We start from the raw sequence: 15,405 nt of genomic DNA on the forward strand, positions 1-15,405 counted from the left end.
GGGGGTACGGGGGATACGGACGCCGTGCGGCGGCGTCCGGCGCTCCAGCGTAGCCGTCAACCCCGGATGGCGACCGACAGTCGGTCCGCGGAGTGCCCGGCCAGGGAACGCGCCTCGGGCCCGGTGACCGCGAGCACCACCAGGGGCCCCGCCCCGGCCGGGGTGCCCTCCGCGTCCGCCACCGCGATCACCGGACGGTCCGTCACCACCGTGCGGGCCGGGGCCGCGGCCGGTCCGGGGAACTCCGCCGTCGACGGGTCGCCGGCGGCGAACACGTCGACCCGGCTGCCCGGCCGCAGCAGTGCGGCCACCCCGGGGTCGGCCAGCCGCACCGGAGCGGCCACCAGGTCGGCGCCGTAGCCCGCCGCGGGCGGGTCGGCCAGCCGGGCCTCGGTGAGGATCTCCCCGGCGTGCACCGGCGACCGCAGCGACACCCCCTCCACGGGATGGTCCGGGGCCAGCGCCCCCTCGGGCGCCAGCGCCGCGGGAACCTCGCGGACGACGGTGTCCGCCCCGGTCAGCGGGGCGAGCCCGGACAGGTCACGGGAGGCGGCCAGCACCTCGACGGTGGGCGGGGCGGGGGGACGCAGCACCAGCAGCGCCCCGGCCGCCGCCACCGCTGCGGATGCCGCGGCCAACCGCCGCCGCCAGCGGTACCAGCGGAAGCGGAACGGGCGCCCGGAAGGGGTGGATGTGGTGTTCATGGGAGCCCACGCTAGGCGGGCCGCCGCAGCGTGTGGCAAGGCCGTCCACAGGGGGTCCTCGCGCCGTTGCCGCCGGGCGCGTCCGCAGGCGGCGGAGTCCACCGCGGCGGGGCGCAAAGGCGGCTCGGGGCGCCTCCCGGCCAAAGCAGCGTCAAGACTTTCCCGGCCCCTCGTGGCGGCACGGAGGAATCCGCCGCGTAACGGACACACTGCCGTAGAGGTTGCGAATGCGTCGTCGAGGTTCTGGAGGACCGCGATGGATATGCCAGTGGTGAACTCGTGCGAGGCGGACGCCTGCGTCTACAACATCGAACACTCCTGCCGGGCACTGGCCATCACCGTGGGCAGTGAGCGCAGTGCCTACTGCGACACCTTCTTCACCGACTCGTCCGCCAAGGGAGGCGACCCCGCCGCCACCGGCCACGTCGGCGCCTGCAAGATGGCCGCCTGCCAGCACAACGTCCGGTTCGAGTGCCAGGCCCCGGCCATCAGCGTCGGATTCACGGCGAACCACGCGGACTGCCTCACCTACGCACCGGCCTGATCCGTGCTCCGCTACCGCGCGGCCGGACACACCGCGAGGGCCGCTCCCGGTGCGGGAGCGGCCCTCGCGGACGGGCTCGGTGCGCCAGAGCGCGGATCAGGCGGCGGAGGCGGCCTTGGAGCTGCCGGAGTCGCTGGACGAGGAGCCGGACTCCGACGAGGACGAGGAGGACTCGGCCTTGGCGGACGTGTCGCTCTTGGCGGAGGAGGTCAGCGCGGAGCTGTTGGAGCTGGACGTGTTGTCGGTGCGGTAGAAACCCGACCCCTTGAAGACGATGCCGACCGCGGAGTACACCTTGCGCAGCCTGCCCTGGCACTCGGGGCAGGTGGTCAACGGATCGTCGCTGAAGCTCTGCACGACCTCAAGGTCGGCGCCGCACTCGGTGCAAGCGTACTGGTACGTAGGCACGGGTCCTCCTAGCTGGCACTCTCACCCGACGACTGCTAAATAGTACGCCGTCGGCCCACCTGGACGCGACAACGGGGGTGGTAACGCGGCCCGGGCCGCCCACCGGACAACGGAGCCCCGGAGGCCGGGCTCCCCACGCTACCGGGCCGTCGACCACACCACGCCGCGGCCGGGAGTCACCACCGCCCGCACCGGACGGTCGTGCGGTTCGACGGGCACCGCGTCCACCAGTTCGTCGTCGTAGACCACGGCCAGCGACAGCGCCTGCGCCCCCACGAGGGCCAGCACCCGGTCGTAGCAGCCCGCCCCCCTGCCGAGCCGGCGGCCCGCCGGGTCCACCGCCAGAGCCGGACAGACCAGCACACCGGCTCCGCGCACCGCGTCCACCCCGAGCCGCGGACCGGCGGGCTCGACCAGGCCGCGCCCGGCCGGTGCCAGCGACTCCGGGCCGGTGTAGGCGGCCCAGTCCAGCTCCCCGCTGTCCAGGAAGACCGGGAGCAGCACGCGGTGGCCGCGCTCGAACAGGGCCGCCACCAGCAGACGGGTGTCCGGCTCGGAACCCACCGCGTAGTAGGCCGCCACGGTGCTCGCGGAGGCTGTCGCGGGGAGCGCCAGCACCGCGTCCCGGATCTTCGCGCCGGCCGCGGCGCGCTCCCGCTCGGACCGCCCCCGGCGCGCGGCGAGCACCCGCCGCCGCAGGTCGCGCTTGCTCTGCGTACCGTCCACGAGGGGCCAGTCTGCCAGGTGCGCCCGCCGGACCGGACGGCGGCCGAGGTGAACCCCGGGCGACGCGACGCTGAAATGACGACGCGAAAACGCCGGTGACCGCGTGTGACACGTGCCGGACATGGCAGTGTCCTAAGGTGCGGAACATGGCAGATGAACAGCGCTCTGTAACTCAGGTGACCAAAGCGGTCATCCCCGTCGCGGGACTGGGCACCAGATTCCTGCCCGCCACCAAGTCCACGCCCAAGGAGATGCTGCCGATCGTCGACAAGCCGGCGATCCAGTACGTCGTGGAGGAGGCCGTCTCCGCGGGCCTCGACGACGTCCTGATGATCACCGGGCGCAACAAGCGCTCCATCGAGGACCACTTCGACCGGGCCTACGAACTGGAGGAGGCGCTGCGCGTCAAGGCCGACACGGACCGGCTCAACGCGGTCCGCGAGTCCAGCGACCTCGCCCAGGTCCACTACGTGCGCCAGGGGGAGCCGCGCGGCCTGGGGCACGCCGTGCTGTGCGGCGCCGCCCACGTGGGCGGCGAACCGTTCGCGGTGCTGCTCGGCGATGACCTCATCGGAGCCCGCGAGACGCTGCTCAAGCGGATGATCGAGGTCCGCCAGACCTACGGGGGCAGCGTCATCGCCCTCATGGAGGTCGAACCCGAACAGGTGTCGCTGTACGGCTGCGCCGCGATCCAGCCCACCGACGAGCCCGACGTCGTGACCGTCACCGACCTCGTCGAGAAGCCCGCCGTGGACCAGGCGCCCAGCCGCTGGGCGATCATCGGCCGCTACATCTGCGACCCCGGCATCTTCGACGTGCTGCGCAAGACCCCGCCCGGACGCGGCGGCGAGATCCAGCTGACCGACGCGCTCCGCGAACTCGCCCGGCGCGGCCCCGCCGAGGGCGGACCCGTCCACGGCGTGCTGTTCCGCGGCCAACGCTACGACACCGGCAACAAGGTCGACTACCTTCGCACCGTGGTGGAGTTCGCCTGCGAGCGCCCGGACCTGGCCGAGGAGTTCCTGCCGTGGCTGCGGGACTTCCTCGCGAGGCACGAGGCCGGCTCCACCAGGTAGTCGAACGGACCGATCCGGCGGGGGGAACCGATGAAGAGCGTCGAACAGCACGTCAGCGACATCCTGGCGGTGGTGTCCCGCCCCGAACCGATCGAGCTGGACCTGCTCCGCGCGCACGGGGCGGTGCTCGCCGAACCGGTGACGGCGAAGGTCCCGCTTCCGCCGTTCGACAACTCCGCCGTGGACGGCTACGCGGTCCGCGCCGCGGACGTGGCCGCGGCCACCCCGCAGACCCCGGTGACGCTGCCGGTCGTGGCGGACATCCCCGCGGGGGACTCCTTCTCCTCGGCCATTCCCGCCGGCTGCTGCGCGCGCATCATGACCGGGGCCCCGCTGCCCGCGGGCGCGGACGCGGTGGTGCCCGTGGAGTGGACCGACGGAGGCGTGGCCACGGTGACCGTCCGGCGCGCGGCCGAGTCCGGCGACGCGGTCCGGACGGCGGGCGGCGACGTCAAGGAGGGCGCCGAGGTGCTCCCTCCCGGAGTCCGGATCGGCCCCGCGGAGACCGCGGTGCTCGCCGCGGTCGGACGCCGCTCGGTGGCGGTCTACCCGCGTCCCCGGGTCGTCGTGCTCGGCACCGGGGAGGAACTGGTCGAACCGGGCCGCCCCCTCGGCCCCGGACAGATCTGGGAGTCCAACAGCTTCATGCTCACCGCGGCCGCCATCGAGGCGGGCTGCGAGGGCTACCGGTACGGCTTCGTCGGCGACGACCCCTCCGAGGTGCTCGCCGCCGTCCAGGACGCCCTGGTGCAGGCCGACATCGTCATCACCAGCGGCGGTGTCAGCATGGGCGCCTACGACGCGGTCAAGGAGGTGCTGCTGCGCCTGGGCACGGTCCGCTTCGAGAAGGTGGCCGTGCAGCCGGGGATGCCGCAGGGCTACGGCACCGTGGGGGAGGAGCGCGTCCCGGTCATCACCCTGCCGGGCAACCCGGTCAGCTCCTACGTCTCCTTCTACCTGTTCGTGCTGCCCGCGCTGCGCAAGATGAGCGGGCTGCCCCAGGAGCAGCTGCCGTCGGTGCGGGCACGGCTGCTGGCCCCCGTCCCCTCGTCGCCCCGGGGCAGGCGCTCCTACCTGCGCGCGGTCCTGGACTACGACGCGGCGGGCGGGGACGTCGCCTACACGGCGCTGCCCGTCAGTCGGCAGGGGTCGCACCAGCTGTCCGCGCTCGCGGAGACCAATGCGCTCGTGGTGGTGCCCGAACAGGTCACCGAGCTGGCCGAGGGCGACGTCGTCGAGGCGGTCCGGCTCCCCCACCGGTAGGCTCCCGCCTGACGTCCCCGTCCAGGAGAGCACGGTCACCCATGTCCGACACGCACCCTTCCGGTTTCCCGCACCTCGACCCCTCCGGCGCGGCGCGCATGGTCGACGTGTCCGCCAAGGAGGTCACCGCCCGCACCGCCGTCGCGACCGGTCGGGTCCTGCTGTCGCCCGAGGCGGTCACCGCCCTGCGGGAGGGGGAGGTGCCCAAGGGCGACGCGCTCGCCGTGGCCCGCATCGCCGGCATCCAGGGCGCCAAACGCACCCCCGACCTGGTCCCGCTGTGCCACCCCATCGCGGTGCACGGCGTCGACGTCGCGCTGACGGTGGTGGACAGCGGTGTCGACATCAGGGCCACCGTGCGCACCGCGGACCGCACCGGGGTGGAGATGGAGGCGCTGACCTGTGTGATGACGGCGGCGCTGGGGCTGATCGACATGGTCAAGGCCCTCGACCCGGAGGCGGTCGTCACCGACGTGCGGGTGGAGGAGAAGACCGGCGGCAGGACCGGCCACTGGCGGCGGTCCGGGTGAGCGAGGCGACCGTCCCCCGCGTGGTCGTCGTCACCGTCTCGGACCGGGCGGCCGCAGGAGTGTACCGGGACCGTTCGGGGCCGCTGCTCGTCGAGTTGGCCGCGGAGGCGGGATGCGCGGTCGACGGCCCGTGGGTGGTGCCCGACGGTCCGCCCGTCACCGAGGCGCTGCGCCGGGCGCTGGCCGAGGGCTACGACGCGGCGCTGACCACCGGCGGCACCGGACTCGCCCCGCGCGACGCCACCCCCGAGGCCACCCGGCCGCTGCTGGAGTACGAGATTCCTGGCCTGGCCGAGGCGCTGCGCGCGGCGGGGCGCGACCGGGGGGTGCCCGCGGCGGTGCTCTCCCGTGGACTGGCGGGCGTGGCCCGCGCCGGAAGCCACCGCATGCTCGTGGTCAACCTGCCCGGCTCCACCGGCGGGGTGCGCGACGGCATGGCGGTGCTCGCCCCGGTCCTCGTCCACGCCGTCGACCAGATCCGGGGCGGTGGCCACGGCCGTCCGTGACGGCGGGGAATTTTCCGGGTTTGCCTTCCCGGGCAGGGTGTGAAGGAGAATGATGGGTCCTGGTGGGAGGCACGAGGGACGGTGAGACGGATGCGGGGTTGGCCGGTGTCCCTGGCAGAGGGGGAGGTCGGACTGCGCCCGCTGAGACTGCGTGACGCCGCGGTGCTGCGGGAGACCCGCGCCCGCAATGCCGAGTGGCTGCGCCCCTGGGAGCCCACCCACCCCGAGCTGCCGGCGCAGAGCGACGGCCTGCTCCCCTACCTGGCCATGGTGCAGGCGGTCCGCCGGGAGGCCCGGCACGGCGTCGCGATGCCGTGGGCGGTCACCTGGGAGGGCCGGTTCGTCGGCCAGGTCACGGTCGGCTCGATCACCTGGGGGTCGGCGCGTTCGGCGCAGATCGGCTACTGGCTCGACAGCGCCTACGCCGGACGCGGGGTGATGCCCACCGCGGTCGCGCTGGCGGTCGACCACTCCTTCTTCACCGTGGGACTGCACCGGGTGGAGGCCAGCATCCGCCCCGAGAACCACAAGAGCCGGCGGGTGGTCGAGAAGCTCGGTTTCCGCGAGGAGGGGCTGCGCAAGCGCCAGCTGCACATCGACGGCGCGTGGCGGGACCACCTCTGCTACGCCCTCACCGTCGAGGACGTCCCGGGGGGCCTGCTCACCCGGTGGCGGAAGGTGCGGGAGCAGCGCAGCGGGGACGGCCGGCACGGGCGGGCCGCCCCGGAGGAGACACGCGGGATGCCGCGGAGCCGGTCCGACCGGCCCCGCTGAGGACGCCGGCCCCCGAGTCGGAGGGGGAGCGGGACCGCGCCGGGACGGAATCCGGTCCGCCCGAGTTCCGGGCGTGGCGGGCCACCGTTTGCTACTCTCCGTATCTATCGGGCGGCTTTCTGTCCAGTTCGTCTTTGACCAGCGGTTTCCTCAATGGGAACATGGTCCGGAGATAAAGGACAAGAACAGATCTCACGACACTCCGGTTCCAATACCGCGCATTCCTGGACACCGGGTCGTACGGTGCGTTGAGGGCGCATCACTGATGCGGGCAGTGTGTAGGTGCGGTGCGTTGGGGACGGCGGGATGACGACTGGCAGGGCGACTCCGGGTGGTCCGGTCGTGCCGTCGGCTGCGGGCCGCCCGTTCGCGGAATGAGAGCGCCCGTGGAGTCGGTACCGGAGGGCACGCGAGGAAGACGCCGGGCGACGTTCGTGGATCGGCGACCCGAGGAGGAGCGGTGAGCAGCTCTCCTCTGTACCTGGCGATCGTGGCCGTGTGGATCCTGGTCCTCGTGCCGATGCTGCTGCGTCGCGACGCCGCGGACCCGGCGGCCGACGGGTTGCGCCGCGACCAGGCCGAGGACGAGGCGTCCAACGGGGAGGCCGGAACCGCGGAGCCGGAGGTCGAGCACGTCACGCACGCCGAGCCGCCTCCGGTGCTCCCGCGGCCGGCCCGGGTCAGCCGGGCGCGGATCATCGCGCGCCGCCGCCGCCGCACCAGTGCGCTGGCCCTGCTGCTGCTCGCCACGGGGGCGGCCGTGGTCATGGGTCTGGGGCCGTGGTGGGTGCTCGCCCCGCCCGTCCTGCTGATGGCGGGGCACCTGGTACTGCTGCGTGAGGCGGCCAAGGCCGACGCGGAGCAGCGCGCGGCCCGGCAGGCCCGCCGCCGCGCGCTCCGGCGGGCCCGCCGCTCCGCGGAGGCGGCCCGGCAGGCGGAGGTGGTCGAGCTCACCGACCGGCGCAACCAGGTCTACGACCAGTACACCGACGCGCAGCGCCGTGCCGCGGGGGACTGACCGGAGGGCGTCGGAGGCGTGGGGCCGCGCGGAGCGGAGCCGTGCCCCGCCCGCCGCGGCGGACGCCATCCGTTCGAAGCAGCGCTCCAAAGCTGGTAATCTCTTAGACGTCGTCGCACGGCGACAGCCATGAGGGGCTATAGCGCAGTCCGGTAGCGCACCTCGTTCGCATCGAGGGGGTCAGGGGTTCAAATCCCCTTAGCTCCACATCACAGCCCGTTCCACCCGTGGGTGGGGCGGGCTTCGGCTTTTCTCCCACCGCCCCCTCCGGCGGAAGCGCCGGCGACGTCCACCGGCGCCGTGCGGCGGCTGTGGAAATGCCTCCTCCGTGACCGGCGGAAACGGTGTCGAATTCCGCCCTCCGGCGGAGGCGAAACGGGCGGGCTTCGGCGGGGCGTCCACAGGGGAATAGTGATCAACGGATTACGGTGATCACCATCGGTTCCGTCCACTGAAACTTTTGCCATCACTGTCTTTCGCAAAGGAAATCGCTGCTCATTCGGAGGAGAGCTGTTCCGTGGTCGGAGTGCGCGGCGGCCGTGGCCGTAGGGCTGCCGGGACCCGCACCGGAGCGCGTTCCCCCGGCGCCCCAGGGGCTGTGCGGCTCCCGTGGGCCGGTACCGGCCGGCCCGGCGGGGCGGGAAAACCTCCACGGCGGGGACGTGGACTTTCCGCGGTCCCGCGGTACGGAGGACCAGGTGAGCGGAATAGTCAGCATCTGAGCAAAGAATCCCGATGGGAGGCAATGGGCGAAAAGTGACCCTTCTGGGTGTTGTGTACTTCATGCCTTATGGGCAATCTTGTGACTCGGGGATGGACACGAGTCGCAACCGAAGGATGCATTGTGATCAAGAAGATCTGCGCAGTGGCCGCCTTGACCGCCGCGGCCATTTTCGGCTCGGCCGGCGCGGCGTCGGCTGACGCACCGGGGACCGAGTTCAGAGGCTGGACCTGGTGGCTGGGAACCGAGGTCACCGAGATCGCCGAAGAGGTCGCCGACGCCATCGCGGAGACCGATGACGACGGCGGCGTGTTCACCATCCTCCGCGGCTGGACCTGGTGGTAGGGATCACACTTCTCCCGCGCCTGTGACTGCGGCGCCCGGCCCCGCCCCCACGGGGCCGGGCGCCCGGCCCACCGCCGCGGAACGGCGGGGCACCCCAACGGCGGCGACCGAACCGTCGAAAACGGGGGACCGTAACCATCGCCGCCGCCTCCCGGGAATCCGCGTCCGCGCGCGCCGCACCGTCGTGGCCTGCCCGGACCGTCGGCGTCCGCGACGCCCTCGGCCGCGGGTGGATTGACCGACGCGTCCACGGGTCATGCTTCTAGACGGCTTCTCGACACGAGGGGGCGCGACCAGACGGCGGCCCCGTCGACGACGCTTCCGCTCGGCGCGGCCACGGAACGGGAGGGACAACGTGACAGACCGGCCGGAGCAGCACGAGGAGGGCGGGTACTACTTCGCCGACGACGCCCCCCGCCCCCGCGACGTCCCGTCCGGCGAGGAGCCCCCCGACGCGCCGCGCGAACCGGACCCTCCCCCTCCGGCACGGGACTTCCGCCGCACCACTCCGGCGAAGCTCAAGACCATCCGCCCGGAGCGCCCCAAGGGCCGCTGGGGGCTGATCAGCGGAACCGGGCTGTACGTGATGTGCTCCGCGGGAAGCGCCGACTACCTCCCCCTCAGCGTGCGCCTCGTCGGCCACGTCCTGTTCTGGCTGGCCCTCGGGGCGGCACTGCTGGTGACCCTCCAGCGGGAACGGGCCCACGGGTGGGATCCCGCGCCCCGGTGGCCGTGGGCGGCCGCGCTGATCTGCGGCACCCTCGCCGTGGAGGTGCTCGTCGCGGCGGTGAGCTCGCCCGTGGTCATCGTCGGCTCGGCGGTGGTGCTGTCCGTGGTCGTGCTCATCCTGCTCATGCTGGGATGACGGCGGAGCCGCCCCGGAGGGCGGGGCTCAGGTCGCCTCGTCGTCGAAGGGCGGGCGGCGGCCGTTCAACCGGGCCGACACGCTCAGCGGTGCCGACTCCTCCTCGTCCGAGGCCTCCCAGAAGTGCTTCTGCACGAACCGCTTCGGGTTGAGGTCCGCGACGTCGAAGTCCTTGTACTCGGGGCCCAGCCCCTCCCGGATGTCCTTCTTGGCGTTGTCGGCCATCCGCCGGAGCTGCCGCAGCGCCCGACCGGCCTGCGCCGCCACCTTGGGAAGCTGGTCGGGACCGAGGACCAGGAGCGCGAGAACGCCCAGGACGAGGAACTCGCCCGCCCCGATGTTGAACATGCGTCTTCCTCCACAGACCTCACACGATCCGGCCTGATAGCAGACTAACCGCTGCCGGGAGGGCCGCCCGCCACCGCCCGACGCTCCGTCCACGCCCTCCGGCGGGCCGCCGGAGCGGAACCGTCCGCCCCCAGCACGAGCCGCGCCGCCAGCAGCACCACCGCGCCCAGCAGCCAGCCGCCGAGCGACTCGCTGAGCCAGTGGTAGTCCAGAACGGTCATCATCGTGCCCACCGCGGCCACGGGAACGAGCGAGCAGCCCAGGGCGAACCGCAGCCGCCGGGCGTGGGGGAACACCCCGTTGGCGCCGAAGAGCAGCCAGGCCGCCAGCGGGTAGGTGAGGGCCGCGTTCGCCGAGTGCCCGGACGGAAAGGAGACGTACCCCTCGAACGGGGCCGCGCCGGGCACGAGCACGGCGCTCGCCCAGACCGCGACGTTGTCCAGCCCCGGTGTGACCACGTCCACCCCCAGCACCGGAGGAGTACGCCCCACCGCGACCTTCAACAGGGTGCCGAGCACCGCCAGGGACCCCAGGCCGGTCAGCACGGCCAGCACCGGGCGGAACCCGCGTCCGCGCAGCGCGGCCCACAGCGCCAGCCCCACCAGCAGCGGAACCGTCACCAGCCGCTGCCCCAGCCGGGCCACCGCCACCGCGGCCGCCAGCAGCGGCCCCTCGGGCTGCCGCGGGTCGACGAAGGCGTGGACCGGCCAGTCCAGCGCCGTCACCGGTCCCCCCGCCAGCACCTGCCAGGTCACCGCCGCCAGCGCCGCCGCAGCCACGACCAGCCACACCGCCGGCGACCGGGTGGCGGACACGTTCGGGAGAACGGTCCGGTGCGACGTCACTGCCTGCCCTCCCCACGGATCGACCCGGCGGGGTTCAGCTTAGGGCCCGCACCCGCCGCGGACCGGGCAACCGCCTCGCCGAGTCCGGACGAGGCGGACCGGGCCGCAGCAGCAACCGCCGCGAAACGGGACGCGGCGCCCGAGAAGCCGGGCGCCGCAAAAGCGGACACGCTGGCACGTTAGGGTGTCCCGCGGACAACACGCACGGGACGGGCGGGGGAGACCAGGTGGCGAACTGGGAGCTGAGACGCCGGGCAACCTGTCTCGTCGACTCGCGCTGGTTCCAGAACATCGTCATCGTGGCCATCCTGGTCAACGGGGTCATCCTGGGGCTGGAGACCTACGAGACCGAGTTCTGGTGGTTGGACGACAACTGGATCCTGGTGGAGGGCTGCTTCCTCGCCTTCTTCGTCACCGAGCTGGCGCTCAAGGTCTTCGCGCGTGGGACCGCGTTCTTCCGGGACGTCTGGAACTGGTTCGACCTGGTCGTGGTGGGGGTCGCCCTGATCCCGCTGACCGGGAGCTTCGCGGTGCTGCGCCTGGTGCGGGTGCTGCGTCTGCTCCGCCTGGTCAGCGTGGTCCCCAGCCTGCGGCACATCGTCAACGCGCTGTTCCGGTCCGTTCCCGGGCTGGGCACCGTCATAGCGCTGCTGTTCGTCGTCATGTACACCGCGGCGGTCATGGGCGAGCAGCTGTTCGGGGAGATCTCTCCCGACTACTTCGGGGACCTGGGGACCACCCTCTACACCCTGTTCATGCTGCTGACCACGGAGAACTGGCCGGACATCTCCGACTCGGTGATCAAGGACGCGCCCTACGCCTGGATCTTCTTCGTCAGCTACATCGTGGTCAGCGCCTTCATCGTGCTCAACCTGATCATCGGCGTGATCGTGACCACGATGGAGGAGGAGGTCAATGCCCACCGCTGGGCCGAGGACCAGGAGCTGGAACTGGAGCAGCACCGGCAGGTCATGCTCCGCCTGGAGCAGCTCGGCGAGCAGGTCGCCGTACTGTCCGCCCAGTTGCGGACGCTCGGCGTGGCCGTGGAGGAGGTGACCGTCCAGCGGGCGGACGGCCAGGACGCCGTACGGCGCGCAAAACGGCCCCTCGCCGCGAGAAGGCGAAGGGCCAGAAGAAGGCACAGGCGACGTGACGCCTAGAGCGCGCGCACGTCGGACGCCTGGGGACCCTTGGGCCCCTGGGTGATCTCGAACTCGACAGCCTGGTTCTCTTCCAGGTTCCGGAAGCCAGTACCCGCGATCGCCGAGTAGTGCACGAACACGTCCGGGCCGCCACCGTCAACGGCGATGAACCCGAAACCCTTCTCAGAGTTGAACCACTTCACGGTGCCCTGAGCCATCTGCTCTCCCTTGGGGACTACAACGGGACCGCACTCTGCTGGTCCCGGGTTGCTGAGCGCCCGTCCCCGGGAGTCGCCACCCAATCGACCAGCGCCCACGTGAGTTCCGCGAGGCGCCTAGGGCATCCGAAACTACAACCGCAACCGGCTCCGACACTACCAGCCGCAAACCCGGAATGCGCAGAGACCCAGGCTGCGATTTCCGGGGAAAAGTCCGAATTTGCCAGGGTGGCCTTTCTAACATTTGCCGGACGCGGGTTCTGTGCTAGAGAGCCCCCGGCGGCCGGAGGCTCCCGCCGACGGAGGATCAGCCCCCGCCGTTGCCGTAGATCCAGGTGGGGAACCACATCCGGTCCGCCCACTCCCCGTGCGGGATCGTCTCGGCGCTCAACACCGGGTACAGGTAGGCGAAGTTCGCGATGACCAGCAGCATGAGCACCCCGTAGACCACCCCGCCGACCACCCGGGACCACGGCGAGAAACCGGGACGCTCCCCGGCCGGCCCCAGCAGCAGCCCCATCATCAGCACGATCGCCAGCACCAGGAAGGGCAGCATCGGCAGCGCGTAGAAGAGGAACATCGTGCGCGTCGGGAACGCGAACCACGGCAGCCATCCGGCGACCACCCCCAGCAGCACCGCACCGGCCCGCCAGTCCCGGTAGGTCACCCACCAGCCGAGCAGCACCAGGCAGGCCAGGATGGACAGCCACCACACGGCCGGGGTGCCGACGCTCAGGATCGCGCTGGAGCACGTCGCCGCCCCGCAGTCGGTGCCGCCCCCGTCGTAGTAGAACGCCACCGGGGTGCGCATGACCAGCCACTCCCACGGCTGGGAGGCGAAGTCGTGCTGGGCGTCCAGGTCGCTGTGGAAGGTCCACATCCGCCAGTGGTAGTAGCCCAGACTGACCAGCGCGTTCGCGGCCTCGCGCAGCGGGCCGGGCAGGAAGCCGGTGAAGGAGCCGACCTCGGGGGTGTGGTCGGCCCACCGGCGGCCCCATCCCCCGTCCGTGAACAGCCAGCCGCTCCACGTCACCAGGTAGGCGACCAGGGCCGTCCCCACCATCTGGAAGAACGCGGGGACCGCGTCGAAGAGCAGCCAGCGCCCCCACACCCGCCACTGCCCCACACTGCGCCGGGCCCCGTAGTCCCACGCCACCGTGAGCAGCCCGAAAGCCGCGAGGTAGAACAGCGCCGTCCACTTCGTGCCGCACGCCAGCCCCAGGCACACCCCCGCGGCGATCCGCCACCAGCGCACCCCCAGCCAGCGGACCGCGGCCGCCTCCGGGGAGCGCGCCCGCTCCAGGCGCGCCTCGGCGGCGGCCGCCCACCGCTCCCGCACCCCCGGCCGGGAGTGCTGCCCCGTCTGCCCCACGGCCAGCTCGGGAGCGGGAGCGGGCGCCAGCGCCCGCGTCACGTCGGCCACCGCCGACCACCAGGACACCGAGAGCGCGCTGACGGTGGCGCGCCCCGCCTCGGTGGCCTCGGCCAGCCGGGCCCGGGCCCGGTCCCGGTCGACCACCAGGCACCCGAACCCCGCCAGGATCCAGAAGGTCAGGAAGACGTCCACCATGGCGATCCGGCTCAGGGTGAAGTGCAGCCCGTCCAAGGCCATGATCAGCCCGGCGGACGCCCCCAGCAGCACCGAACGGGTCATCCGCAGCGCGATGCGCACCAGCAGCAGCACCGACAGCGCGCCGAACAGCGCCGCCGCGAACCGCCACCCCGCCGGGCTGAAGGTCGCCCCGAACGGCAGCAGCCCCCACACGGTGTCGCCCAGGGCGATCAGCCACTTGCCGAACGGCGGGTGCACCACGAAGTCCCCGCCGCCGGTGAAGATGTCCGGAATGCCGTGGCGCAGCAGCTCGTCCGCGTTGTCCACGGTCTCGTGCTCGTAGCCGTACCGGCGCAGCGAGAAGGCGTCCTTGGCGTAGTAGGTCTCGTCGAAGTAGATCTGGGCCGGCTCCCCGAGCCGGATGAACCGCAGCGCTCCGGCGAACGCGGCGACGAGCAGGGCGGCCACCCAGCCCACCCAGGCGGGGGAGGGCATGGCCGGCACCAGCCGCTCACGCAGCGACGGCCGGTTCGAAGGCGGAGGAGGAACCTCGTCCAGTAGGGCTGTGGTGCTCATGCGCTTGGTAGGCGAGTACGTCCCTGCGGCGCTCGACACGCCAGGGAAAGACGCCGACTCCTTTCCGTCGACCCGGTGGCGGGCCACGCCCCTCGGTCGGACGGGGCGCCGCGCCCCGTCCGACCGAGGGAAGCGGGACGGGCCTGGTGGATGCGGGGGCACGCTTCGGTCACGCCAGATCGCGCAGTGTCCTGACAGGGTGTCGGAAAGTCACGGCGGGAGAGCCGGGCCTTCCGTCACCAGTCGAAGCAACAGTGCCATCCCGGCCATACTAGAGCGAAAGAAGGGCGGGCAGCAGGGGGCGGGACATGCTCGAACCGACCTCTTACCCGACCGTGGACGGAGGGCCAGTGGCCGACCAGCACAGCGACACCCGGCCGGGAACCCTGACCCTGGCCGGACTGCCGATCGGACACCGCGACGACGCCACCCCGCGGCTTCGCGCGGCGTTGGAGAACGCCGAGATCATCGCCGCCGAGGACACCCGGCGGCTACGCCAGTTCGCCGCCCGGCTGGGGGTACGCCCCGGCGGGGAGAACGGCGCCCGGATCGTCTCCTACTACGACGCCAACGAACGCGACCGGGCCGCGGAACTGCTCGCCGACCTCGAAGCCGGACACGACGTGCTGGTGGTCACCGACGCGGGCATGCCCGGCGTCTCCGACCCCGGATACCGCCTGGTCACCGCGTGCGTGGCCGCCGACGTGCCGATCACCGTCATCCCCGGCCCCTCGGCGGTCACCACCGCCCTGGTGCTGTCGGGACTGCCCACCGACCGGTTCTGCTTCGAGGGCTTCCCACCCCGCCGGGGCCTGGCCGGCTACCTCGCCGAACTCGCCGACGAACGCCGCACCATGGTCTTCTTCGAGGCGCCGCACCGGCTGGCCGCCACCCTCACCGCCATGGCCGAGGCGTTCGGCCCCGACCGGCCCGCCGCCGTCTGCCGCGAACTCACCAAGACCTACGAGGAGGTCCGCCGGGGCGGCCTCGCCGAACTCGCCGCGTGGGCCGCCGACCACGCCCGCGGCGAGATCACCCTGGTCGTGCGGGGAGCGGAGCGGACGGCCGCGGAAGCCACCCCCGAAGGGCTGGCGGCGGCCGTGGCCGCCCACGAGAACCGGGGCGTCCCCCGCAAACAGGCCATCCAGCAGGTGGCCAAGGACCACGGCCTCCCCAAACGCGAGGTCTACGACGCGGTGCACCGCACCCCTCGGGACTGACCCCGGGACGCGGACGGGGGCGCG

Annotated in this window: 18 protein-coding genes and 1 tRNA gene; 12 read left to right on the plus strand and 7 right to left on the minus strand. The window is 72.5% G+C overall.

Translation table 11 applies throughout. The features are described from left to right. Nucleotides 1–56 precede the first annotated feature (56 nt). Nucleotides 57–704 carry an SAF domain-containing protein gene (locus FOF52_RS19735; RefSeq protein WP_248591384.1) on the minus strand — a complete coding sequence of 216 codons (648 nt, stop codon included), beginning with the start codon at nucleotides 702–704 and terminating at the stop codon, nucleotides 57–59. A gap of 256 nt (nucleotides 705–960) precedes the next feature. On the opposite strand from FOF52_RS19735, the gene FOF52_RS19740 reads away from it, so the two are divergent. Beyond that, nucleotides 961–1,248, plus strand: coding sequence for a DUF1540 domain-containing protein (locus tag FOF52_RS19740; RefSeq protein WP_248591385.1), 288 nt, complete (start codon nucleotides 961–963; stop codon nucleotides 1,246–1,248). 96 nt (nucleotides 1,249–1,344) lie between these two features. On the opposite strand, the gene FOF52_RS19745 is transcribed toward FOF52_RS19740, so the two are convergent. Both FOF52_RS19745 and FOF52_RS19750 read right to left on the minus strand, forming a co-directional pair. Next, the gene (locus tag FOF52_RS19745; protein WP_425265506.1) at nucleotides 1,345–1,605 is read right to left on the minus strand and encodes an FmdB family zinc ribbon protein; all 261 of its coding nucleotides are present in this window, start codon (nucleotides 1,603–1,605) and stop codon (nucleotides 1,345–1,347) included. 189 nt (nucleotides 1,606–1,794) lie between these two features. Next, nucleotides 1,795–2,382, minus strand: a complete 588-nt coding sequence (locus FOF52_RS19750; protein WP_248591387.1) for a 5-formyltetrahydrofolate cyclo-ligase — start codon at nucleotides 2,380–2,382, stop codon at nucleotides 1,795–1,797. Nucleotides 2,383–2,528: 146 nt separating this feature from the next. Between FOF52_RS19750 and galU the strand changes: the two genes are divergently transcribed. From galU to FOF52_RS19795, 9 genes are all read left to right on the plus strand, one after another. Continuing rightward, nucleotides 2,529–3,458: a UTP--glucose-1-phosphate uridylyltransferase GalU gene (galU, locus tag FOF52_RS19755; protein ID WP_248591388.1), complete on the plus strand. Its 930-nt coding sequence runs from the start codon at nucleotides 2,529–2,531 to the stop codon at nucleotides 3,456–3,458. Between the two features lie 30 nt (nucleotides 3,459–3,488). Beyond that, nucleotides 3,489–4,721 (plus strand): molybdotransferase-like divisome protein Glp, encoded by a 1,233-nt coding sequence (gene glp, locus FOF52_RS19760; RefSeq protein WP_248591389.1) that lies wholly within the window; start codon nucleotides 3,489–3,491, stop codon nucleotides 4,719–4,721. 41 nt (nucleotides 4,722–4,762) lie between these two features. Continuing rightward, on the plus strand, nucleotides 4,763–5,251 hold the full coding sequence (gene moaC, locus FOF52_RS19765; protein WP_248591390.1) for a cyclic pyranopterin monophosphate synthase MoaC: 489 nt from the start codon (nucleotides 4,763–4,765) through the stop codon (nucleotides 5,249–5,251). Next, complete coding sequence (locus tag FOF52_RS19770; RefSeq protein ID WP_248591391.1) at nucleotides 5,248–5,757, plus strand: MogA/MoaB family molybdenum cofactor biosynthesis protein; 510 nt, start codon at nucleotides 5,248–5,250, stop codon at nucleotides 5,755–5,757. The genes moaC and FOF52_RS19770 overlap by 4 nt, the downstream gene beginning before the upstream one ends. A gap of 90 nt (nucleotides 5,758–5,847) precedes the next feature. Beyond that, nucleotides 5,848–6,531: a GNAT family N-acetyltransferase gene (locus FOF52_RS19775; RefSeq protein WP_425265507.1), complete on the plus strand. Its 684-nt coding sequence runs from the start codon at nucleotides 5,848–5,850 to the stop codon at nucleotides 6,529–6,531. Between the two features lie 460 nt (nucleotides 6,532–6,991). Continuing rightward, complete coding sequence (gene sepX / locus FOF52_RS19780; RefSeq protein WP_248591393.1) at nucleotides 6,992–7,549, plus strand: divisome protein SepX/GlpR; 558 nt, start codon at nucleotides 6,992–6,994, stop codon at nucleotides 7,547–7,549. Between the two features lie 133 nt (nucleotides 7,550–7,682). Next, nucleotides 7,683–7,756: transfer RNA gene (locus FOF52_RS19785), tRNA-Ala, on the plus strand. Between the two features lie 637 nt (nucleotides 7,757–8,393). After that, nucleotides 8,394–8,615: a hypothetical protein gene (locus tag FOF52_RS19790; protein WP_248591394.1), complete on the plus strand. Its 222-nt coding sequence runs from the start codon at nucleotides 8,394–8,396 to the stop codon at nucleotides 8,613–8,615. Nucleotides 8,616–8,970: 355 nt separating this feature from the next. Further along, entirely contained in the window at nucleotides 8,971–9,480 is a 510-nt protein-coding gene (locus FOF52_RS19795; RefSeq protein WP_248591395.1) for a transcriptional regulator, read from the plus strand. Nucleotides 9,481–9,507: 27 nt separating this feature from the next. On the opposite strand, the gene FOF52_RS19800 is transcribed toward FOF52_RS19795, so the two are convergent. Then, nucleotides 9,508–9,828, minus strand: a complete 321-nt coding sequence (locus tag FOF52_RS19800; protein ID WP_248591396.1) for a sec-independent translocase — start codon at nucleotides 9,826–9,828, stop codon at nucleotides 9,508–9,510. 44 nt (nucleotides 9,829–9,872) lie between these two features. Next, on the minus strand, nucleotides 9,873–10,643 hold the full coding sequence (locus tag FOF52_RS19805; RefSeq protein ID WP_282573737.1) for a phosphatase PAP2 family protein: 771 nt from the start codon (nucleotides 10,641–10,643) through the stop codon (nucleotides 9,873–9,875). A 257-nt stretch (nucleotides 10,644–10,900) separates the two neighbouring features. Here FOF52_RS19805 and FOF52_RS19810 point away from each other — a divergent pair, with 257 nt between their 5' ends. Further along, nucleotides 10,901–11,833 carry an ion transporter gene (locus tag FOF52_RS19810; RefSeq protein ID WP_248591397.1) on the plus strand — a complete coding sequence of 311 codons (933 nt, stop codon included), beginning with the start codon at nucleotides 10,901–10,903 and terminating at the stop codon, nucleotides 11,831–11,833. Here the strand turns inward: FOF52_RS19810 and FOF52_RS19815 are convergent. Next, entirely contained in the window at nucleotides 11,830–12,033 is a 204-nt protein-coding gene (locus FOF52_RS19815; RefSeq protein ID WP_068687417.1) for a cold-shock protein, read from the minus strand. The genes FOF52_RS19810 and FOF52_RS19815 overlap by 4 nt on opposite strands. Nucleotides 12,034–12,340: 307 nt before the next feature. Further along, nucleotides 12,341–14,161, minus strand: coding sequence for a dolichyl-phosphate-mannose--protein mannosyltransferase (locus FOF52_RS19820; RefSeq protein WP_248591398.1), 1,821 nt, complete (start codon nucleotides 14,159–14,161; stop codon nucleotides 12,341–12,343). Between the two features lie 350 nt (nucleotides 14,162–14,511). On the opposite strand from FOF52_RS19820, the gene rsmI reads away from it, so the two are divergent. Next, nucleotides 14,512–15,381, plus strand: coding sequence for a 16S rRNA (cytidine(1402)-2'-O)-methyltransferase (gene rsmI, locus FOF52_RS19825; protein ID WP_248591399.1), 870 nt, complete (start codon nucleotides 14,512–14,514; stop codon nucleotides 15,379–15,381). Nucleotides 15,382–15,405: the final 24 nt, after the last annotated feature.

It is taken from the genome of Thermobifida alba (assembly GCF_023208015.1).
GTDB lineage: Bacteria > Actinomycetota > Actinomycetes > Streptosporangiales > Streptosporangiaceae > Thermobifida > Thermobifida alba.